The organism is Mycobacterium sp. BMJ-28 (genome assembly GCF_054404835.1).
The window spans coordinates 2318422-2336048 of sequence record NZ_CM136783.1 but is presented as its reverse complement, the minus strand read 5'-3'; the positions used below and the strand labels follow the sequence as shown (position 1 = coordinate 2336048).

The 17627-nt window shown below is 65.0% G+C and carries 21 protein-coding genes and 1 tRNA gene; 8 read left to right on the top strand and 14 right to left on the bottom strand.

The window, feature by feature from the left end; all coding sequences use genetic code 11:
* Nucleotides 1-94: 94 nt before the first annotated feature.
* Nucleotides 95-168 (bottom strand) — tRNA-Ile (locus tag ACXPWS_RS11510).
* Between the two features lie 249 nt (nt 169-417).
* On the opposite strand from ACXPWS_RS11510, the gene ACXPWS_RS11505 reads away from it, so the two are divergent.
* Together ACXPWS_RS11505 and ACXPWS_RS11500 are read left to right on the top strand one after the other, a co-directional pair.
* The gene (locus tag ACXPWS_RS11505; protein ID WP_458712553.1) at nt 418-1107 is read left to right on the top strand and encodes a GntR family transcriptional regulator; all 690 of its coding nucleotides are present in this window, start codon (nt 418-420) and stop codon (nt 1105-1107) included.
* 18 nt (nt 1108-1125) lie between these two features.
* Complete coding sequence (locus ACXPWS_RS11500) at nt 1126-1347, top strand: sigma factor-like helix-turn-helix DNA-binding protein (RefSeq protein ID WP_458712552.1); 222 nt, start codon at nt 1126-1128, stop codon at nt 1345-1347.
* 4 nt (nt 1348-1351) lie between these two features.
* On the opposite strand, the gene ACXPWS_RS11495 is transcribed toward ACXPWS_RS11500, so the two are convergent.
* The 3 genes from ACXPWS_RS11495 to ACXPWS_RS11485 form a co-directional block, all read right to left on the bottom strand.
* Complete coding sequence (locus tag ACXPWS_RS11495) at nt 1352-1939, bottom strand: DUF308 domain-containing protein (protein WP_458712551.1); 588 nt, start codon at nt 1937-1939, stop codon at nt 1352-1354.
* 114 nt (nt 1940-2053) lie between these two features.
* Nucleotides 2054-2659: a TetR/AcrR family transcriptional regulator gene (locus tag ACXPWS_RS11490; protein WP_458712550.1), complete on the bottom strand. Its 606-nt coding sequence runs from the start codon at nt 2657-2659 to the stop codon at nt 2054-2056.
* A gap of 146 nt (nt 2660-2805) precedes the next feature.
* On the bottom strand, nt 2806-3750 hold the full coding sequence (locus tag ACXPWS_RS11485) for an alpha/beta hydrolase (protein ID WP_458712549.1): 945 nt from the start codon (nt 3748-3750) through the stop codon (nt 2806-2808).
* Nucleotides 3751-3927: 177 nt separating this feature from the next.
* Here ACXPWS_RS11485 and ACXPWS_RS11480 point away from each other — a divergent pair, with 177 nt between their 5' ends.
* From ACXPWS_RS11480 to ACXPWS_RS11470, 3 genes are all read left to right on the top strand, one after another.
* Nucleotides 3928-4443: a DUF732 domain-containing protein gene (locus ACXPWS_RS11480; RefSeq protein WP_458712548.1), complete on the top strand. Its 516-nt coding sequence runs from the start codon at nt 3928-3930 to the stop codon at nt 4441-4443.
* Nucleotides 4444-4599: 156 nt separating this feature from the next.
* The gene (locus ACXPWS_RS11475) at nt 4600-5244 is read left to right on the top strand and encodes a TetR/AcrR family transcriptional regulator (RefSeq protein ID WP_458712547.1); all 645 of its coding nucleotides are present in this window, start codon (nt 4600-4602) and stop codon (nt 5242-5244) included.
* Nucleotides 5245-5342: 98 nt separating this feature from the next.
* On the top strand, nt 5343-6539 hold the full coding sequence (locus tag ACXPWS_RS11470; RefSeq protein ID WP_458712546.1) for an acyl-CoA dehydrogenase family protein: 1197 nt from the start codon (nt 5343-5345) through the stop codon (nt 6537-6539).
* 194 nt (nt 6540-6733) lie between these two features.
* Here the strand turns inward: ACXPWS_RS11470 and ACXPWS_RS11465 are convergent, their stop codons facing one another.
* Together ACXPWS_RS11465 and ACXPWS_RS11460 are read right to left on the bottom strand one after the other, a co-directional pair.
* Nucleotides 6734-7225 carry a MarR family winged helix-turn-helix transcriptional regulator gene (locus tag ACXPWS_RS11465; protein WP_458712545.1) on the bottom strand — a complete coding sequence of 164 codons (492 nt, stop codon included), beginning with the start codon at nt 7223-7225 and terminating at the stop codon, nt 6734-6736.
* A gap of 156 nt (nt 7226-7381) precedes the next feature.
* On the bottom strand, nt 7382-8257 hold the full coding sequence (locus ACXPWS_RS11460) for an oxidoreductase (RefSeq protein WP_458712544.1): 876 nt from the start codon (nt 8255-8257) through the stop codon (nt 7382-7384).
* Nucleotides 8258-8419: 162 nt separating this feature from the next.
* Between ACXPWS_RS11460 and ACXPWS_RS11455 the strand changes: the two genes are divergently transcribed.
* On the top strand, nt 8420-8824 hold the full coding sequence (locus tag ACXPWS_RS11455) for a winged helix-turn-helix transcriptional regulator (RefSeq protein ID WP_458713498.1): 405 nt from the start codon (nt 8420-8422) through the stop codon (nt 8822-8824).
* 102 nt (nt 8825-8926) lie between these two features.
* On the opposite strand, the gene ACXPWS_RS11450 is transcribed toward ACXPWS_RS11455, so the two are convergent.
* Nucleotides 8927-9538, bottom strand: a complete 612-nt coding sequence (locus ACXPWS_RS11450; RefSeq protein ID WP_458712543.1) for a TetR/AcrR family transcriptional regulator — start codon at nt 9536-9538, stop codon at nt 8927-8929.
* A 71-nt stretch (nt 9539-9609) separates the two neighbouring features.
* On the opposite strand from ACXPWS_RS11450, the gene ACXPWS_RS11445 reads away from it, so the two are divergent.
* On the top strand, nt 9610-10713 hold the full coding sequence (locus tag ACXPWS_RS11445) for an FAD-dependent monooxygenase (protein WP_458712542.1): 1104 nt from the start codon (nt 9610-9612) through the stop codon (nt 10711-10713).
* Nucleotides 10714-11075: 362 nt separating this feature from the next.
* Here ACXPWS_RS11445 and ACXPWS_RS11440 read toward each other — a convergent pair whose 3' ends face one another.
* From ACXPWS_RS11440 to ACXPWS_RS11415, 6 genes are all read right to left on the bottom strand, one after another.
* Nucleotides 11076-11501, bottom strand: a complete 426-nt coding sequence (locus tag ACXPWS_RS11440) for a nitroreductase family deazaflavin-dependent oxidoreductase (RefSeq protein ID WP_458712541.1) — start codon at nt 11499-11501, stop codon at nt 11076-11078.
* Nucleotides 11498-12466, bottom strand: a complete 969-nt coding sequence (locus ACXPWS_RS11435; RefSeq protein ID WP_458712540.1) for an NmrA/HSCARG family protein — start codon at nt 12464-12466, stop codon at nt 11498-11500. Before ACXPWS_RS11435 ends, ACXPWS_RS11440 begins: the two co-directional genes overlap by 4 nt.
* A gap of 30 nt (nt 12467-12496) precedes the next feature.
* Nucleotides 12497-12748, bottom strand: coding sequence for a hypothetical protein (locus tag ACXPWS_RS11430; protein WP_458712539.1), 252 nt, complete (start codon nt 12746-12748; stop codon nt 12497-12499).
* A 94-nt stretch (nt 12749-12842) separates the two neighbouring features.
* The gene (locus ACXPWS_RS11425) at nt 12843-13787 is read right to left on the bottom strand and encodes an NADP-dependent oxidoreductase (protein ID WP_458712538.1); all 945 of its coding nucleotides are present in this window, start codon (nt 13785-13787) and stop codon (nt 12843-12845) included.
* 116 nt (nt 13788-13903) lie between these two features.
* On the bottom strand, nt 13904-14170 hold the full coding sequence (locus ACXPWS_RS11420; RefSeq protein ID WP_458712537.1) for an alpha/beta fold hydrolase: 267 nt from the start codon (nt 14168-14170) through the stop codon (nt 13904-13906).
* 174 nt (nt 14171-14344) lie between these two features.
* Entirely contained in the window at nt 14345-14797 is a 453-nt protein-coding gene (locus ACXPWS_RS11415) for a DUF2000 family protein (RefSeq protein WP_458712536.1), read from the bottom strand.
* A gap of 79 nt (nt 14798-14876) precedes the next feature.
* On the opposite strand from ACXPWS_RS11415, the gene ACXPWS_RS11410 reads away from it, so the two are divergent.
* Complete coding sequence (locus tag ACXPWS_RS11410; protein ID WP_458712535.1) at nt 14877-15365, top strand: Lrp/AsnC family transcriptional regulator; 489 nt, start codon at nt 14877-14879, stop codon at nt 15363-15365.
* Between the two features lie 114 nt (nt 15366-15479).
* Here ACXPWS_RS11410 and ACXPWS_RS11405 read toward each other — a convergent pair whose 3' ends face one another.
* Nucleotides 15480-17228: a phospholipase D-like domain-containing protein gene (locus ACXPWS_RS11405; RefSeq protein ID WP_458712534.1), complete on the bottom strand. Its 1749-nt coding sequence runs from the start codon at nt 17226-17228 to the stop codon at nt 15480-15482.
* Nucleotides 17229-17627 lie beyond the last annotated feature (399 nt).

Here is a 17627-nt window from a genome sequence, read left to right as displayed (position 1 = left end):
CGACGCGCTTCCGAGCAGATCCAGTACGGACACGCCCGTTTCCGCAATCAAGATGCTGACCATCAAACAGGGCATATGCGTCTCATAGCTAATGTGGGGCGGGCGGGGCTCGAACCCGCGACCAAGGGATTATGAGTCCCCGGCTCTAACCAACTGAGCTACCGCCCCTTGCCGCGCATCGCGCGCCAGGCATCTTCCCACGGATGCCCGCGCAGGGGCGGGAGCGGGTGCGCGGTCTGCCGCACCGAGACCGGTACCCGGTTCCTTCTGCGTGCGATCGGATGAATTCCGGTTAACGCAGGACACTCCCAGAAACCCTGGCTAGCGCCAATGCCCTGGGCATTCCAGCAATCTTCTGAAGGCCCGTCAGCCCGAGTGCTGTATACAATTTTTATAGATCGTATCCGAGGAGCGGGCATGAGCAACGAGAACGCCGCAGGGCGGGTGGCAACGGTGTTGCGGGCAGAGATCTTGCAGGGCGACCTCGCTCCGGGCACCAGACTGTCCCAGCAGTGCACCGCCGAGAGGTTCGGCGTCAGCCGCATCCCCGTACGCGACGCACTGGCGATCCTCGCCGGCGAGGGACTTGTGCATCCGACCGCCAACGCCACCGCCGTGGTGACCGGGATGTCCGTCGCCGAACTTCAGGAACTCTACGAACTACGCCAGGCCATCGAACCGCTGGCCACCCAACTCGCCGTACCGAATGTGGGCCGGGCGGAAATTCTTTCGATGCGCCAGCACCTGGAGGTCATGAGAACACAGCCCGATGCCCGGCTGTGGCTCACCGCGAACGCGGCCTTCCATGCAGCCGTGTACCGCCGGGCGAACCGTCCACGCATGATTGAACTCGTCGAACAACTCCGCCGGCTGACCGACCGCTATATGTACGTCCATCTGGAAGTCATCGGACAGACCGAGCACCTCGACGCCGAACATTTGGCCATCCTCGACGCTGTCGAACGGGGCGACGCGGCGTTGGCGGCCGACCTCACCCGCGACCACTTGGCCACGTCACACGACTTCATCCTGACCTACATGCTCGAAACGCCGGGCTCCGTGGGCGTCAGCGCCGGATCGTCGACCGTCCGCGGCCGCTTGAGCTAGTCGGTGATCTCCATTCACATGGTTGGCGTCACCGCCGACAATTCCGCATCCGGGCCGGACCGCGACGCGGTCCTGACGGCCCTGAAGTCGTTGCAGCCCACGCATCGTCACCTGATCCGCCGGGCATACTACGAGGGCAGCACCACCCATCAACTGGCCGCCGAACTGAACATTCCCGAAGTCGTCGTCAAGTCCGAGTTGCATTGTGCGTTGCGGAATATGCGCAAGCTGATGGGTTAGGTCTTCAGGAAAGTCGAGCGCGGCGGCGTCGCGCCTCGGTGACCACCAGCCACACCGCGGCGATCAGGAAGTAGAACGCACCGAAGCCCGCATAGGGCGCAATGGCGGTGATGTGGGGCGGCTCAACGGCATTCGCCTGCACCAGAAACCCGGCACCTGCCGCTGCCGATTGAACTCCACTGAGGATCATCGGCCACTGCCCGCCGTGGCTTCGCCTCCGGCGGACGGCGGTGGCCAGCTGAAGCAGTCCCGATAGCGCCGCCCATACGCCGAACACACCGAGCACGGCATTCATGCCTGCTGTCAGCGCCACTGCGACGGCGACGGTGGTCAGCGTGCTGACCGCGGCGTTGACCGCCTGCGTGAGATTACCTCGAAGCCCACCATTGCGTTGCGCATCAACGAGGTTGGCGAGGGCATCCCATGCCGGGTAGATCAGCAACAGCGCGGAGACGACGGACGTTGCACTGTTGGCCAAACCGAACGCGGCACCCACCCACACGAGGGAGAACGTCGCCCGGGTGAAGTAGTAACGCATGAGCCAGGCGTCATTGCGCTTGGCACCGCGAACGTCGTCGATCATCCCTGTCATATCCATACTCCTGTCGTCGCCGAATGATGGCGTGAGCGACCCGCACGTGACGGGTCAGCCGAAGCCGCGGCTATGCGGCTTCGGCGCTTGTGACTACCTACTAAGAGGTAGGTTTTATGGGTTGCTGTTGGCAGCGGACGGGTGCGATCGCAGCCTGTCGATAGCAGGTCGGGTGATTGTGGCGAACACCTGCGGGTCGCCGTAGGCACGGGCGGATGCCATGGCACCGTGCACCGCGGCCATCAGCACTTCGGCCTCGGATCGGGCGTCACCCATCAGAGTGATGACGCCTAGGCGCGCGCCGCGTTCCAGCACCGATGTCAGCCACGCCGACAGCGCGCGGAAGTAGGCCCGAATCTCGAACGCGATCTCGTCGGGAAGAATGGGGATTTGCGTGGCGAGCAATGCGCATAGGCAATAGCTTGTTTCGGGATTGCCGATGCAGGACTCCCAGTACCCGGTGTAGGCACGAAGCTGCTCAAGCGGATCGGTGACGTGGCGCTCGATCTCGGCGACACCCGCCTCGGCCTCGGCGCGGTACTGCGTCACCAACGTCCGTACCAGGTCGACCTTAGTGGGAAAGTGATGATGCACACTTGCCTTCCGGATACCCACGACCGCGGCGATGTCGGCATAACTGAAGCCGCTGTAGCCCGCGGTGATGATCGCCGCACGCGCGCTCTGCAGGATCGCCTCAGCGGTAGGAGTAGCGGTGGTCATGCGAACCACCCTACCTTCTAGTAGGTAGGGCTGTCCAGAGTGTGCCCGGGTCGGTGCCGGAGCGAGCAAGCAGCGAACCGACCGGAGAGGTCAGGCAACGAACGGGATGCGGTGAAAGACAACGCTTTCCACCCGGCGCACCGCCGTCAGAGGCTGGCCAGCCTACGCAGCCGCTCGGCGATCACCCGCTGAGACACCGGCGCCTCCGGCGCGAACGCCTCGAAACCATGCGGGCACCCCGGCAGCACGTGAAGTTCGGTGGGCACACCGGCGTCCATCAGCCGGCGCGCATAGTCGATGTTCTCCTCGCGGAAGATATCCAGGTCGCCGACATCGAGGTAGGTGTCCGGTAGGCCGGCCAGATCGACCGCCCGCGCCGGCGCCGCATACGGCGAGACGCCCTCCCCAGCCGCCGAATCCCCCAGTAGCGCACCCCATCCCGTGCGATTGTCGTCGTAGTTCCACACCAGGTAGTCCGGCGGCAGCTGCGGATCCGGGTTGACCGTCCGATCATCGAGCATCGGATAGATCAGGATCTGCTGAGCCAGCGCCGGCCCGCCTCGATCCCGGGCCAGCAGCGCGACGGCCGCGGCCAATCCACCCCCGGCGCTGTCACCCATCACCGCGATGCGGCTCGGGTCGATACCGAGTTCATCGCTGTGCTCGGCAAGCCAGACCAGCCCCGCGTAGCAGTCCTCGACGGGCGTGGGATGCGGGTGTTCGGGGGCTACGCGGTAGTCCACCAGTAACATCGACACCCCACTGGCTGCCGAGTATCCGCGCACGATCGGGTCATAGAGCGGCAGCATCGGCAAGATCATCCCGCCGCCGTGAAGGTAGACCACGGCCGCGCCGGTCGCCTCGGCGCCGGTGAACCACGACAATCCGACGTCGGCGCCGTCATACCCGGTGGTGGTGTACTCGGTGCGTTCGACGCCGGGCACGGGCGGCCGGGATTGAGCAAGCCGTTCGAACAACTCGAAGCTGTTGGCTCGCCGGGTGGCGACATCACCCACCGGCGGAGACACGGCATCCGCACGGGCGTATCGGCTGAGGCCTGCCAGAACATGAGGATCGATCGTCAGCGCCATCCGGCCATCCTAGTCGGTGGGCGGGCCCCTGCTCGTACGACCCGGCATCTGCGCTTCACGCCCAACCATCAACTACACCAACCGAACTGCGAACGTCTTCGGCCGGTCGTCACAACTGGTTTCGTTTCAGCGTTATGAGCTGCCCGCACCCGGACCAAGGGGCTAGGCTGCTGTCTCATGAGCGCGCCAAACGGCGACGAGCCCTCCAGCGCGGCGGAGCTCGCCGCATCCACCCACCAACCGCGGCGCCCTACCCGCCGGGTGTCCATCTCCGTGGCGGTCGCCCTCGGACTGTTGATCGTTGCCGGCGCAGCGATCCTCGGCGCCCGATGGACGCAGCACCACTCGGCGACGGAGTCGGCTCCGAGCTCCTCGGCGATTCCGTCGACGAGTGCAGTGGCATCGATGCCGGCACCGCCGCCACCGGAAACCGAGCCGCCCGCCGGCGGGCTCTCCCCCGCCGCACTGGCCGCGTACGACCAGAAGCTGATCGCCAGCTTGCGATCCCAGCATCTGGCGATCGCCGACCCTCAGATGACGGCTCACGACGCGCATCTCGTCTGCGCACGCCTCCAGAACGGGCAATCGGTCGCGCAGGTGAAACGCGACTACGCGAAGGTGTCCCACGGTGATCCCGACGTCGCGGACGTGTTCGTCTCCACGGTGATGAGGACCTACCCGAGCTGCCCGTGACCGCGCCGCGCGCCCGTATCTTCCGTTGCACCACAAGGTAATTGGATCGGACGGCGATAGCGCGGCGTCACCAGGTCGCTTGCGGCCTCGCATCCCGTAACCTATTTACAGTCACTACTGATTGCTTCTTGCCGTTCTTTGCGTTACCTTGCCACCATGGCATCCGCTGTCGCCTCGACTCGTCGCTCACAAGCCAGCCGCAGCGCCAACAGTCGTTCCGTCATCCTGGATGCCGCCGTCGACCTGCTCGTGGAACGCGGATACTGCGGAACGACGACCATTGCCGTCCAAGAACGCGCCGGCGTCACCCGCGGCAGGCTGCTGCACCACTTCCCATCGCGCGACGCCATGCTGGTCGCCGCGGCGAAACGCCTCGCCGATCAGCGCATCGTCGAGATGGAGCGGTGGTTCGACCGTGCCGAGGACCTCAAACCCGCCGGCACAGAGCGGGTGGATCATGCAGTCACGCAGCTGTGGAGCACCTTTCAGCAGCCATACTTCTGGGCCGCGATGGAGCTATGGTCGGCGGCACGAACCGACGCCGCTCTGCGGGACGAACTCGCCTCATCCGAACGCCGACTGGGGCGGGCCATCACACACGTCATCGCCACCATGTTCGGACCGGTCCACAGCAGCCATCCCGCATTCGACGAAGTCCGTGACCTGCTGTTCAGCAGCATGCGCGGAGTAGCGCTCACCTACTCGATCGTGGAGCGTGATCCGGCGACCGAGCCCCATCTCGAAATCTGGTGTTCAATGGCCCGCCGGATGCTCGACGTCGAATCTGACGAGAATACTTAACAGTCATTACTGACCGTCAATCCATTATCGAGCAGAGGTGCACCTTGCCCGCCAACACCTACCCGCCGCAACCCTCGGCGCCGCGAACCCAAGACCGCATGACACACGACATCTGGCTGCCGGACGAGATCATCGAACTGCGCGGCGAAGCCAGAGCCGCCGTGGCGAAACGCCTGGTACCACATGCGCGCGAAATCGGTCAGCGCGAGGAAGCCGCCGACAGCTTTCCCTGGGAGGCATTCCGAGGGCTCGCCGACGAGGGCCTGTTCGCCGTCCCGTTCGGGGCCGAATTCGGCCGCGGGCTGAAGCACCCGATGTTGGGTACCTGCACCGTCACCGAGGAAATCGCGTATCACTCCTCCTCCATGGCGGGCGTGTACGACGGCCAGTGCATTCTGGTTCCCCAAACGCTCACCTACGCCAGTGACGACCTACGCAGACGTCTGATTCCGGAGTTGATCAGCGGACAGACCGCGTTCGCCTTCGCCACCACCGAGCCCGACACCAGTTCGGATCTCACCGCCGAACGAATGCATACCGTCGCCGAGGAGACGCCCGACGGCTTCGTGGTGAACGGGCGCAAACGCTGGATCACCAACAGCATCGTCGCCGGCTGGGTGTCGGTGTTGGTGCGGGCGGGCGCCGGCAGCAATCGGGCGACAATGCTGCTGGTCGACCTGTCCTCACCGGGAGTGCAAATCGGTGCGCCAGACCTGAAAATGGGGCACCGCGGCCAGATCACCGCCGACATCGTCTTCACCGACGTCCGCGTTCCGCGCGGTAATCTGCTCGGCGCGGCGGGAGACGGGCTCGGTGTCGCATTGTCCGCTCTCGTTCGCGGCCGCATCGGTATCGGGGCCGCCGGCGTCGGCGTCGCCCAGGCCGCGCTGGATCTCGCGGTCCAACGGCTGCGGACACGGCATGTCTTCGGCGCCCCGCTCGGTGCTATGCAGCACTGGCAGTTCACCATGGCTCAGCGCGCCACCGAAATCGAATGTGCCCGTTCGCTGTATCAAAAGGCAGCCACCCTGCTCGATCGCGGGGACCGCAACGCGGAACCCGAAGCGGCGATGGCCAAGGCCTTCGGCACCCGACTGGCCAACGACATAGTGCGCGAAGCCATTCAGATCCACGGTGCTCTGGGCTTTGCGCGTCGAGTCGCCGAGACGGGGGAATCGGTCAGGCTCGAAGAAATGTACCGCGACGCGAAGATCCTCGAGATCTTCGAAGGCGCCAACGAACTCCAGCAATGGATCGTCGCCCGTCAGCTCATCGGACGTGATGTCACGGGATAAGGACGGCCGGCGCGACAGCAGACTGCTGCAGGCACACACCTGATGACAAGCACCAGCAGATGTCGAGATGCACCTTCGCGCGATGTGAACGTGCCCCGGTCAAGATCATGATCCGGCACTTCGCGACAGGCACTTTTGGCGGACGCTTCTGCAGCGGTGAGCTTTTCAGTCCTCCATTGGCGAGCTGTTCGACACTATGCGGTGGCGGCGCGCCTACGTGGCACGGCCGAGCGGGGCGGCCGTGAACGCATGTGGTCGCGTGCGGTTTCCATCATGTCACCCAGGACGCGGACGTCGTTGTCATCGAGAGAAGAGAACAGCAGCTCATGCACGACGCTGATGTGCCCGGGCAGGACCTTGGCAACCCGGGCACGACCCTCGTCGGTGATATCGACGACGGTGGCACGCTGATCATCCGGTGATGTCGCGCGGGTGATGAGACCCGCCTTCTCGAGCAATCCTGCCTGATGGGTCAGCCCGGACCGGCTGTACACCACGCCGTCGGCAAGGTCGGTCATGGTCAACGGTTGATCGGTATGGGCGAGTTTGGCCAGGATCTCGAATTGCACGTAACTCAACCCGCCTTCGGCTTGCAGCTGCTGTCGCACGGCGTACTGCAACAGGCTGACCGCTTCGGTCAAGGCGAAGTAGGCCCGCAGCTGAGCAGGGTCCAGAGAATCGGCCATGCTGCCAGCATAGTGTTTCGATATCGAAGTGCCTCCATACGCCAAGCGGGGGCAGGTGACCTCGCAGACGTGACGTCGACGCCGGACGCGCGTCGATCACCTGCCGGTAAGACGACCCAACCAGACCGGAGCGTTGGGGGATTTCGATGTTCGTGCTCATCCCCCAATCTGGTTCAAATCGGCGATGTCGCGGTCGGTGAGCACGCATGCCGCGCCGGTGATGTTCTCGTGTAAATGGGCAGTCGAGGATGTGCCGGGGATGAGCAGGATGTTCGGTGAGCGCTGCAGCAGCCAGGCCAACGCGATCGACAGCGGCGTGGCTTCATGCCTTGCCGCGACGGTCGAAAGTGCCTGGGACTGCAGTGGGCTGAAGCCGCCGAGGGGGAAGAACGGCACGTAGGCGATGTCGTCGGCGGCTAGGCGGTCGACGAGGGCGTCGTCGTTCCGGTGAGCCAGGTTGTACATGTTCTGCACGCACACGATGGGGGCGATGGCCCGCGCCTCGGCGAGCTGTTCCTCGGTGACGTTGCTGACCCCGAGGTGGCGGATCACGCCCTGCTGTTGGAGATCGACGAGAGTTCCGAAGGCCTCGGCCATCGATCCAGGTTGTGTGCCATTGGCGTCGCCCATGCGCATGTTGACCAGATCGAGTGCGTCCACACCCAGGGCGTCGAGGTTGTCGTGCACTTGTCGGCGCAGGTCTTCGGGTCGCCGTGCGGTGGGCCAGCCGCCCTGAGCGTCCCGGTCGGCCCCGACCTTCGTCGCGATGAACAGCGACTCAGGGTACGGGTGCAACGCCTCCCGAATGAGCTCGTTGGTGATGCGTGGGCCGTAGGCTCCGCTGGTGTCGATGTGCGTGATGCCCGCCTCGACTGCCGCGCGCAGGACCGCGACGGCGCCGTCGCGGTCGGCGGGTGGTCCCATCACCCACGGTCCGGCCAGTTGCATTGCGCCGTAGCCGAACCGGGTGACGGGCGAGTCGCCGAGGGTCCAACCGGCGCCTGGCAGTGTCTTCGTCGATGCGTCGCCCATGGGTTATTTCCTTTCGCGAAGGGGTGGTGTGTCCAGCCTGTCTAGACCATCATGAGAGACCTACTTCCTATTCGGAAGTAGGCACTTGCAGGTGCGTAACATCCTGAAAGGTTGGTGACAACGGTGACGACCAAGGCCGCCGCTAGGCGCGCGAAAGCGAAGATGGAATACAACGCCTTCTTGGCGGTGTGCCCGAGCCGCCAACTGCTGGACCGGATCTCCGATAAGTGGGTGGTGCTGATCCTGTGCGCGCTCGGTGGTGAGGCAGCTGGTGACCCCGGCTCCCCTGTCGTCCCGCAACCGATGCGGTACTCGGAGATCTCTCGTGTGTTGGCCGGGGTCAGCCAGAAGATGCTCACCCAGACTCTGCGATCGCTGGAACGCGACGGCTTGCTTACCCGGACCGTGACGCCCACCGTTCCCGTCACGGTCTCCTACGAGCTGACCTCGTTGGGTCTGTCCCTGTATGCGTTGACGCACGGAATGCGGCACTGGGCCCAAGACCACATGCCCGAGGTGCTCGCCCACCGCGACTCCTACGATTCCCGCGTAGCGGGCTCGCCCTAGACGCGCCATGGGGCACGCTCACACATCCCGCTCGGTCAGCCTAGGAAAGATTGTGACAGTGAGCTTTCCGCGAGATGGCATGACAATGGCGGCGGCATTCTTCTAGCCGTCGTCGACTGCCCCGAGCCCGACCAGAGGCAGGAACACTGCGTCCACGATCTCCTCGATGGCCTCGTCGGTCAGGGGTGCCAGCGTGAACAGCACGTCGTGGCGAAGCAGATCGACGGGTAGCTGCGCGATGCGACCCGTGATCTGATCGGGCCGGATCTCTCCTCGGGCGACAGCACGGGCGATGAGCTTGTCCATGGTGGCGCCACGCTCACCTTCGAGCACGGCGCGCAGTTCGGCGAAGTTGATGCCGGTGTCGCGGTAGAAACTGCCGAGCCGGGTGATGACGGTGACCGCGAGATGACCGCGTTGACTGTTTGCCTGGCGCAACAGGTCGAGTACGTCGGCGCGCAGACTTCCATTGTCCGGCACGATGATCGGGTTCTTCATCATCGCGTCGATCAGCGCGGCGTGCACCAATTCCGGCTTCCCCGGCCAGCGCCGGTACAGCACCGCGCGACTGGTGCCGGCCCGAGCGGCGACGCCGTCGACGGTGAATTCGTCGTAGCCGCGCTCGTTGAGTTCGACCCAGGCCGCGGTCAACAACGCGTTCTCCAACGCAGGACCGCGGCGACGCCGCGGACCCGCGTCAGCGTTAAGAGACATTGCGTTTCCTAAGTGTTGTGGGTACGGTTCTTTAGATACACGACGAATCCTATCTCCGAGGAGGCTTACCGATGCGCATTCTGGTTTGTGGCGCGGGCATGGCGGGACTGTCCGCGGGCATCACCCTAGGCAACAGCGGGCATGACGTCACCATCATCGAACGCGCGCAACATCTTCGGGTCAACGGATCCCCGATAGACATCCGCGGCGAATCGCTGGCAGTAGCCCAAGAGATGGGCATCCTCGACGACATCCGAGCCCGTCGGGTCGACATGACGCAGCGCACGTGCTTCGTCGACGCCACCGGCGAGCGGGTGGCCGACCTCCCGCTCGCGGCAATCAACGACTCGGCCGACGACACCGAGATCCCCCGCGAGGACTTGGCGCACGTGCTGCGCAATGCGCTCGGACCGTCGGTGGCGTTGACTTTTGGCGACTCGATCGCCGAACTGCACGACGACGGTCGCGGCATCGACGTCCTCTTCACCTCCGGCGAGCGCAACCGGTACGACCTCGTGGTGGGCGCCGACGGTCTGCACTCCGCCACCCGCCGCATGGTCTTCGGACCCGAGCACCAGTACGTGCGTCATCTGGGTTTCTACACCGCGCTGGCGAATCTGCCGGACCATCGCCCGACGGACACCCCCAACCCGATCTACAACTACCCGGGACACATGGCGGGAATCGTCACCTATCGTGACGTCGCGCTGGCGGTGCTGACCTTCCGATCGTCCTGGATCGACTACGACTACCAGGACCTCGATGCGCAGAAGCGCATCCTCACCGAGGAATTCGGCGGCCACGGCCGATGGCGGGTGCCCGAGCTGCTCGACGCCGCACGCCACGACCCCGACCTGTACTTCGACTCTGTCAGCCAGATAGACATGCCGTCGTGGCACAAGGGACGGGTCGTCCTCGTCGGCGACGCGGCCCACTGTGCATCCCCGATGTCCGGGCGCGGCACCAGCCTGGCGCTGACAGGAACATGGCTGCTGGCCAAGGCATTGACCGAAAACGCCGGCGACCTGGAAGCGGCGTGCACCCAGTACGAGCATGAGCAACGCCCGCACGTCAGCTACGCGCAGGGCACGGTCGACGCGGGCGGGAACCTGCTGATCCCCGCCTCTCAGGAGGCCATCGACGCACGCAATCGGGAGCTAGGTCGAGCTGGCTGACTTCGGCCACAGGCGGGTCAGGGTGCTTCGGGCGGCGGCTGCGCGTGGCAAAAGGCGGGAGCCCCTCTGCCACCGTCGGCGGGTCGACCCGCGGCCACGACCTCGGTGAGCACGGCGTCGTCAGGGCGCCGTCGGGTCCTGATGCCCGAGGATCGGTGTGGCGCACTTCGATCATGCTCAACCCGCCTGGCAGCCCGATCCGCGCCGCGCCGAACACCGCAAGGACGTGGTCCACGGCAGCGGAGGTCATCCATCGGCCCGTGCCCCCGCGCGGGCACGGCCGTGGGTGGGTCCAGATGAATACGGGTCAACCTGTCGAGAACGCCGGCGGCACGGCGGCGTCCAAGGCGTCACGGATGCGGTCATCCACCGTGGGGTCCGCGCGGTTGCAGCGCGATGACCGGAATCGTGCGCGATGTCTTGCGTTGGTACTCGGCGAAGCCGGGATACCGGCGGGCCTGCTCGGCGTACTTCTCGTCGCGTTCGGCGCCGGTGAGTTCGACGGCGTGCACGTTCAGATGTTCGTCGCCCACCTCGATGCTCGCATCGGGGTGGTGAAGCAGGTTCCAGTACCACGCCGGGTTGTTGTTCGCCCCGGCCGCCGAGGCGAACACCAGATAACGGTCGCCGTCGGCAAGGTACATCATCGGACTGACGCGCTCCTGCCCGCTGCGCACCCCTACGGTGTGCAACAGCAACATCGGTGCGCCCTCGAAGGATCCGCCGAGTCGGCCATGATTGGCGCGGAACTCCTCGATGTTGCGGCGGTTGAAGTCCTCGACGCTCATGCGGGTGTCTCCAGACCTGCGCGGGTGAGCCAGTCGCGGAATGACTGCAGTGCGGGATTGAGTGTGCGCACTGCCGCCAAGTCCCGATCACCGACGAAGCGCGCAGCGTTCTGCGCGTAGTACTGGAACATGTTGCCCATCTCGACGGCTCCGGGGAAACCCTGGGCGCGGAAGTCGTCCCAGCTGATTGGCCGGTAGGTGACCGTCTCGCCGAAAGCCTCGCTGAACGCCGCTGCGTACTGGTCGCCGGTCAGGTGTTCGCCGGCAATGCTCACCGTCTGGCCGATGAATTCCGCGCCGCGCTTGAAGATGCCAAGCGCGGTCTTGCCGATGTCGGCGACGGCGATCCCGGACAGCGGTTGATCGGCCATCGGCATGGTGAGCACCAGCGCGCCGTCGCCGTCTCGCATCGGGCCGACGCCGCCGGCGAAGCCCTCCCAGAAGAACGTGGTGCGCAGAAAAGTCGTCGGCACACCGTAATCGCGGAACGATGCATCCGCCTCGGCCTTGGCGTCGAAGTGTGGCACCTTGTAGCGCTCGTCGACGGTGGGGACTTGGTCGTCGGAGCCGAGGACGTCGCGGGTGTCCTCGAGGGTGGACCAGATCACGTGCCCGACGCCGGCCCGTTTGGCGGCCAGCGCGGCGTTGTCAGCCTGCCTGAGTTCCATTTCGGCTCTGGTGGTTTCGGCCTCGTCTTCCGCAGAGCGTTCGGCCCAGTAGTTGGTGACGACGAAGGCGCCGTCGGCGCCCTCGAACGCCGTCCGCACGCTCGCCCCGTCCTCGAGGTCGGCTGCGACGACCTCGGCGCCGGCAGCGGCCAGCTCGCGGGCCTTCGCCGACTGCGCACTGCGGGTGAGGACCCGCACCCGAAATTCCCGTGCGGGGTCGTCGAGGATGGCCCGGACCAGTCCTCCGCCTTGGGATCCGGTGCCTCCCACCACGGCGATCAGCTTCTCGTTGGTCATGATCTTCTCCAATCGTGTTGATATGAAACGCTATTGCGCGGTCGTGGTGATGTGCTGGGCGGTGCGCGCCTCGTCCAGGGTGGCCGCAGCACGGGCAGCCATGCGCACCGAGTCGTCGAACAACATCTCGTTGCCGCCGACTTGGAGCAGGGTGATGCCGTCGGGTGCGGCGAAGTGGGCCATGTTTCGGGCGAAGCCCACGCGTAGTTCCGTAGGTGTGGACCCGGGCATTTCGGACTGCCGGTAGAAACGGTCGATCGCTTCGCGTTGTCGGGTGCTCATCGTGGCTTCTCCTTGGGTGGGGCCGTGCCGTCCCGCCGGAGGAGGCGGCGGGACGGCACGGTGGCCGGTACTCGAATGCAGTTGCGGCAGAGCGCTACTTGTCGGCCGGCACCAGGATGGTCTTGCCGTGCAGGCGTCCGGCGTCGGAGTCGGCGTGCACCGCCGCGGCCTCGGCGAGCGGGCGACGGCGGGCGACCTCGACCCTCAACTGCCCGTCGTCGACCCGGCGCACCAACCCAGCCAGCTGCGCGGCGTCACTGCGCACGAACACCCGCTGCGACCGCACCCCCCGCTCGGGCTCCTTCGGCCCGAAGACCATCGTGCCGACATGGAAACCGCCATCGGCCACCAGTCCGATCAGCGCGTCGGTCTGCTCGTCAGAAGTGGGAACCAAGTTCAGCACCACGTCGAACGGCGCACCCTCGACCACCAGTGGGGACTGGGTGTAGTCGACGTAGTCCACGATGCGGTCCGCGCCGTAGCCGCGCAGCCGATCCGCATCACGGTCCTTCGCGGTCGCGGTGACCACAGCACCGGCCTGCTTGGCCAACTGAATGGCGTATCCGCCCACCGCACCCGAGGCGCCGTTGATCAAAACCGACTGGCCATCGGTGAGCCCGGCGATCTCGAAGAGGGACTGCCACGCCGTCAACCCGGCCTCCGGCAGCGCGGCGGCATCCGCCAGCGGAACCGACGTCGGTGCGGCAGCGAGCGATTCGGCCGGGGCGATCGCGTACTCCGCAGCGGCTCCGTCAGCGTCCAGCGGGAGGAACGCCACCACCGCATCGCCGACGTTCCAGCCCACCACGCCCTCGCCGATCTCGGCGATGGTTCCCGCCACGTCGACGCCGGGGGTGTGCGGGAAGCTGACGGTGTACACCTGGGCCAGATAACCGCCGCGGATGCCGGCGTCCACCGGGTTGAACGAGGTCGCGGCCACCTCGATCAGCACCTCACGCGGGCCGGGAACCGGTTGCGGAGCATCCTCGTATGCAAGAACGTCGCTGTCGCCGTAGCTGTGATACCGGACTGCCTTCATGATTCCTCCTCGGTTATTTGCTTCGAATGTGAAGCAGTTACGAACTGTACAAGTCGCTTCGATATCGAAGCATTCCTGATGGCGCTGTGAGCGTGGTCACACTGCGCGATGTCGGACTATTGCCCGGCGTGAGGCTCGGGAAGGGCCTGTTCGATGAGCAGGTTGACGAGCACGGGCCGCCTGGCGAAGGCAAAGTGGTCGCCACCGGGCAGTTCGGCCAAATGCGCCCGTGGGATCCGGTCTCGCAAATACAGCCCGACGCCACCGAGAACTTCCAGACCGGCCGTGCTGGAGAGGATCAGCGTCTGCGCTTGGATGCGAGGCAGCAGCTCGCGGTCGTCGTCGCGGGATATGCCGTCGAAGAAGCTCAGCAGCGTGGTCACCCCAGCAGCCAGACTCATCGGCGCGAACCAAGCGGCCAGTTCGGCGGCCCGAGCGTCGTCGACGTCGCTGGTCTCGATCAGTGCGTGCAGGTCGTCGACGTAGAGTTGCGTGACGTCAGAAACCTTGTCGCCCAGCGGGCTTGAACCGCTCCGGACGGCCCGGAAACGTCGCGGTCAGCCATGAAGCTTGAGTCCGTCAACGACCTTGTCGACGATCTTTCGTTCAGCGCGCACTGCTAGCCCGACGACGTCCAACTCGGCGCGCGAGACCGCGGCCACGGCGGCGCGGTTCTCGTCATCGTGGCCGGTGCTAAACAGCGCGGACGTGAAGATCACCGGCGACAACCCACGGCCCACTGCCCGGTTGAGAGTGCGCATCAGACGCGCTTTGTCCGCGCCGAACACCATGACGGGCTGACCGAACATCGGCGCGTAGTCGGTGCCATCGGCGTCGCAATAGCGTTCGCCGATCGACTCGGGCGCGGTGGCCGCGATTCCGCCGGCCAAGAAGGCTGTCACGTTGAGTTTCTGCCACGTGGGAAGGCTGTCGTCGAGGATCACGGCAATCTTTGTGTGCAGACGGTTCATCTCGTCAAATGCTCGAACAGGCATCGTTAGTTCGCTCATGGTGCCCAAGGTAGGCATTCCGATGGTTGCAATCCACTACAACCGAATTTCATTCGGGAGACCATGGGACGATGGCGGCGTGGACGAATTAGATTCAGCGATCATCGCCGCCTTGCAGGCAGACGGTCGGCGCAGCAACCGCGACCTCGCCGCAGCATTGGGCGTGTCACCGTCCACCACGCTGGAGCGGGTGCGCTCATTGCGACAGCGCGGCGTCCTGGCCGGCGTCCACTACGTCGTCGACCTCGCCGCACTGGGACGGCCCGTGCAGGCGATGATCACCGTCAAGCTCCGACCGCAATCCCGCGACGTCGTGTTGGGCTTTCGTAACTTCGCGCTCCAATTGCCCGAAACCCTGCAGGTGTTCATCACCACCGGCGCCGAAGACATCGTCCTGCACGTCGCCGTGCCCACGACCGAGGCGCTGCGGGACTTCGTGCTCGACTCCCTGACCAAACGGCGCGAAGTCGCCGGTGTGCGCACCGAGGTGGTCTTCGACCACGAGCGGAAGCACGTCATGCCCCCTTCCACGGCGAGCCGGGCGCAGCCTCAGCTCAGGTCAGGGTGACGACGACCTTCTGAGATGGAGAGTGAAAGCCCACCAGAAACGCCGCCAGCGCCGACCACCAGGTTCTATTGTAGGAGTGCCGTGTCGGTCGTGAAAGATCTTGTGCGGCAATAGCTATGGTGTTGGCGGGACGAAGGTGTGGGCGAAGACGTCGAGCCGTTTGCGTTTGAGTTTTCCAGGTGCGTATTTTTGTTGCCAGGCGTCGGTCTCGTCGAGGAACAGGCTGGCGGTGTCGGCGTCATGTTGGCCTTGGCGGGCTTCGGTGACGCTGCGGAAGTAGTAATGATTGAACAGCCGGTTGAATTCGGTGAAGTAGATGTCGGCGGCACGATAGCTGCCACGGATGGCGAGCATGTTCTCATCGTTGTCGGCAGTGGAGGCGGTGCTGAAGTTGGCTGATCCGGTGATGATGATCGGATCCCGGCCGAGCGGGTCGACGAGCATGAACTTCGAGTGGATGTAGTGCACGTGGGTGCTCAAACCCAGTCCACCGGTGGTGGTTTCCCGGGCCCACTGATAGACGGGGTTACGCATGAAGCTGCCCCACGCCTTGTACACGTTGTTAGCGGCGTTGATGACGACGAACGGGGCTTTGCTACGCGGGTCGGGTTGATCTTTGCGTTCCAGCAGCGCGAAGATCAGCGCGTCGTGGTTGGTGTTGTCGGTCAGCAGCGCTTTGAAGTCGGCGCCGATCCCGAAGGCCAGTGTGATGCAGCCCAATTCGTGTGCTTGGTCGAGTAGGCTGGCATAGCTTTTCAGTACGGAGGCATCCGGGCGTGGTGAGAAGATCGGCGTCGTCCCCTCCGAAAGGGCGTGCAAGTCGGCGGGCACCGGTGAAAGGTCTTCGACTGCGATCTCGAAGGCGGTGTTGGCGGCGCGCTTGATGGCGTTGGTGTCACCAGCTTTGCCACCCGGGTCGCCGCGCAGCAGCCGCCAGTACTGCTCATAACTGGCCGCGACTGCGGGGTTGCGTAACCAGTGTCCGACGTTGGTTTGGCCGGCCAGGCCGCTGAGGGTGAGGTTGGTGGACCCTGTCCACACCTGCTCGGCTGTCCCGTTGCGGACGAGGACCATGAACTTGTTGTGTGCGATGTCGCTGCTGCGGGCGGTACGCGCAACGACCCGGTCAGCCGGAAAGCCACTGCGGGTGAGTTCTTCCTGGTTTTCCTGGATCGGGAACTGATCACTGTTGTCTTTCTCATCGATGATCAGCGCAACATCGACACCGCGGGTGATCGCGGCCTGCAGGGCGTCGGTGGCCGGCGGATAGGCGAATTCGTAGAAGCAACCCAGCAGTTGGTCCCCGGCCTGGGAGTGGTTGATGAAGTTGAGCAGGGCGTCGTCGAGGTCACGGGTCAGCCAAGCGATCGCCTCCGCTCGGGTGCCGGCGTCGAGTTCATCAATAGGTGTGGATCCGAAGCGGCGCTCGTAGGCCTGGCTGCTGGCTACGCCGCGGTTGAAGAACACGTCGTGTTCGGTGTCGGTGTAGAGCGGTTCGGTGTGCACGGTGATGGTCAGCGGTGCGGTGCTGCGGTCGAGCTTCTTCGCGCGGCCCTTGAGGGGGTAGAAGTCGTAGGTGTAGTCCTGGTCGGGCTTGGTGGTGAAGTCGTCCCAGACGAAGCTCTGCACGGGTTGGTCGTAGGTGCTGACCTGCAGGGTGGGCAGTGGGTCAGGCATCACCGATTTGAAGACTTTGTAGCCGGCCATGAAGTACTGCTCGTGCGTGACGGGGTCGGTGCGCCGGACCGCGAACCCGAGCAGACCGTCGTTGACAGCATCGGTGGTGAGAAACGCGAACGACACCGTGTTGACCCCGGTGACCCCAATGACTTCCCCGCTCGGACCGTGCGCTCGAAACCTCATAGCCAATCCCCTCGTCCCTGGGTGCTGCGGCGCGCGGATCGCCAGCCGCAATGACCGCAGATTACGAACCCGTCATGTCGGCGCCATGAGTACCCGACTACCTGATTTGCAACATTCGCTTTGTCGTCACCTGCAGGCAAGCAATGTCCAAGACCTACCGCCACGCGCCTCGGCCCGGCCCGTCACGGGAGGCGGTGGGTACAGCGCTTGGTGCGGAGATCTGTGCGCCGAACCTCGGCGGCCGACAAATGCACGCGAATGTGGAAGCCATCGGCTGCTTCCAGCAGCGTCGGCGCCGGAGATCGGTCATCGAGAGGAGTGCACTGCGTCGACCGGACGAGCACCCAGCTTCCACACCGTCTCGGTGGCAGTCTTACTGAGAGTCTTGCCGACCCCGTC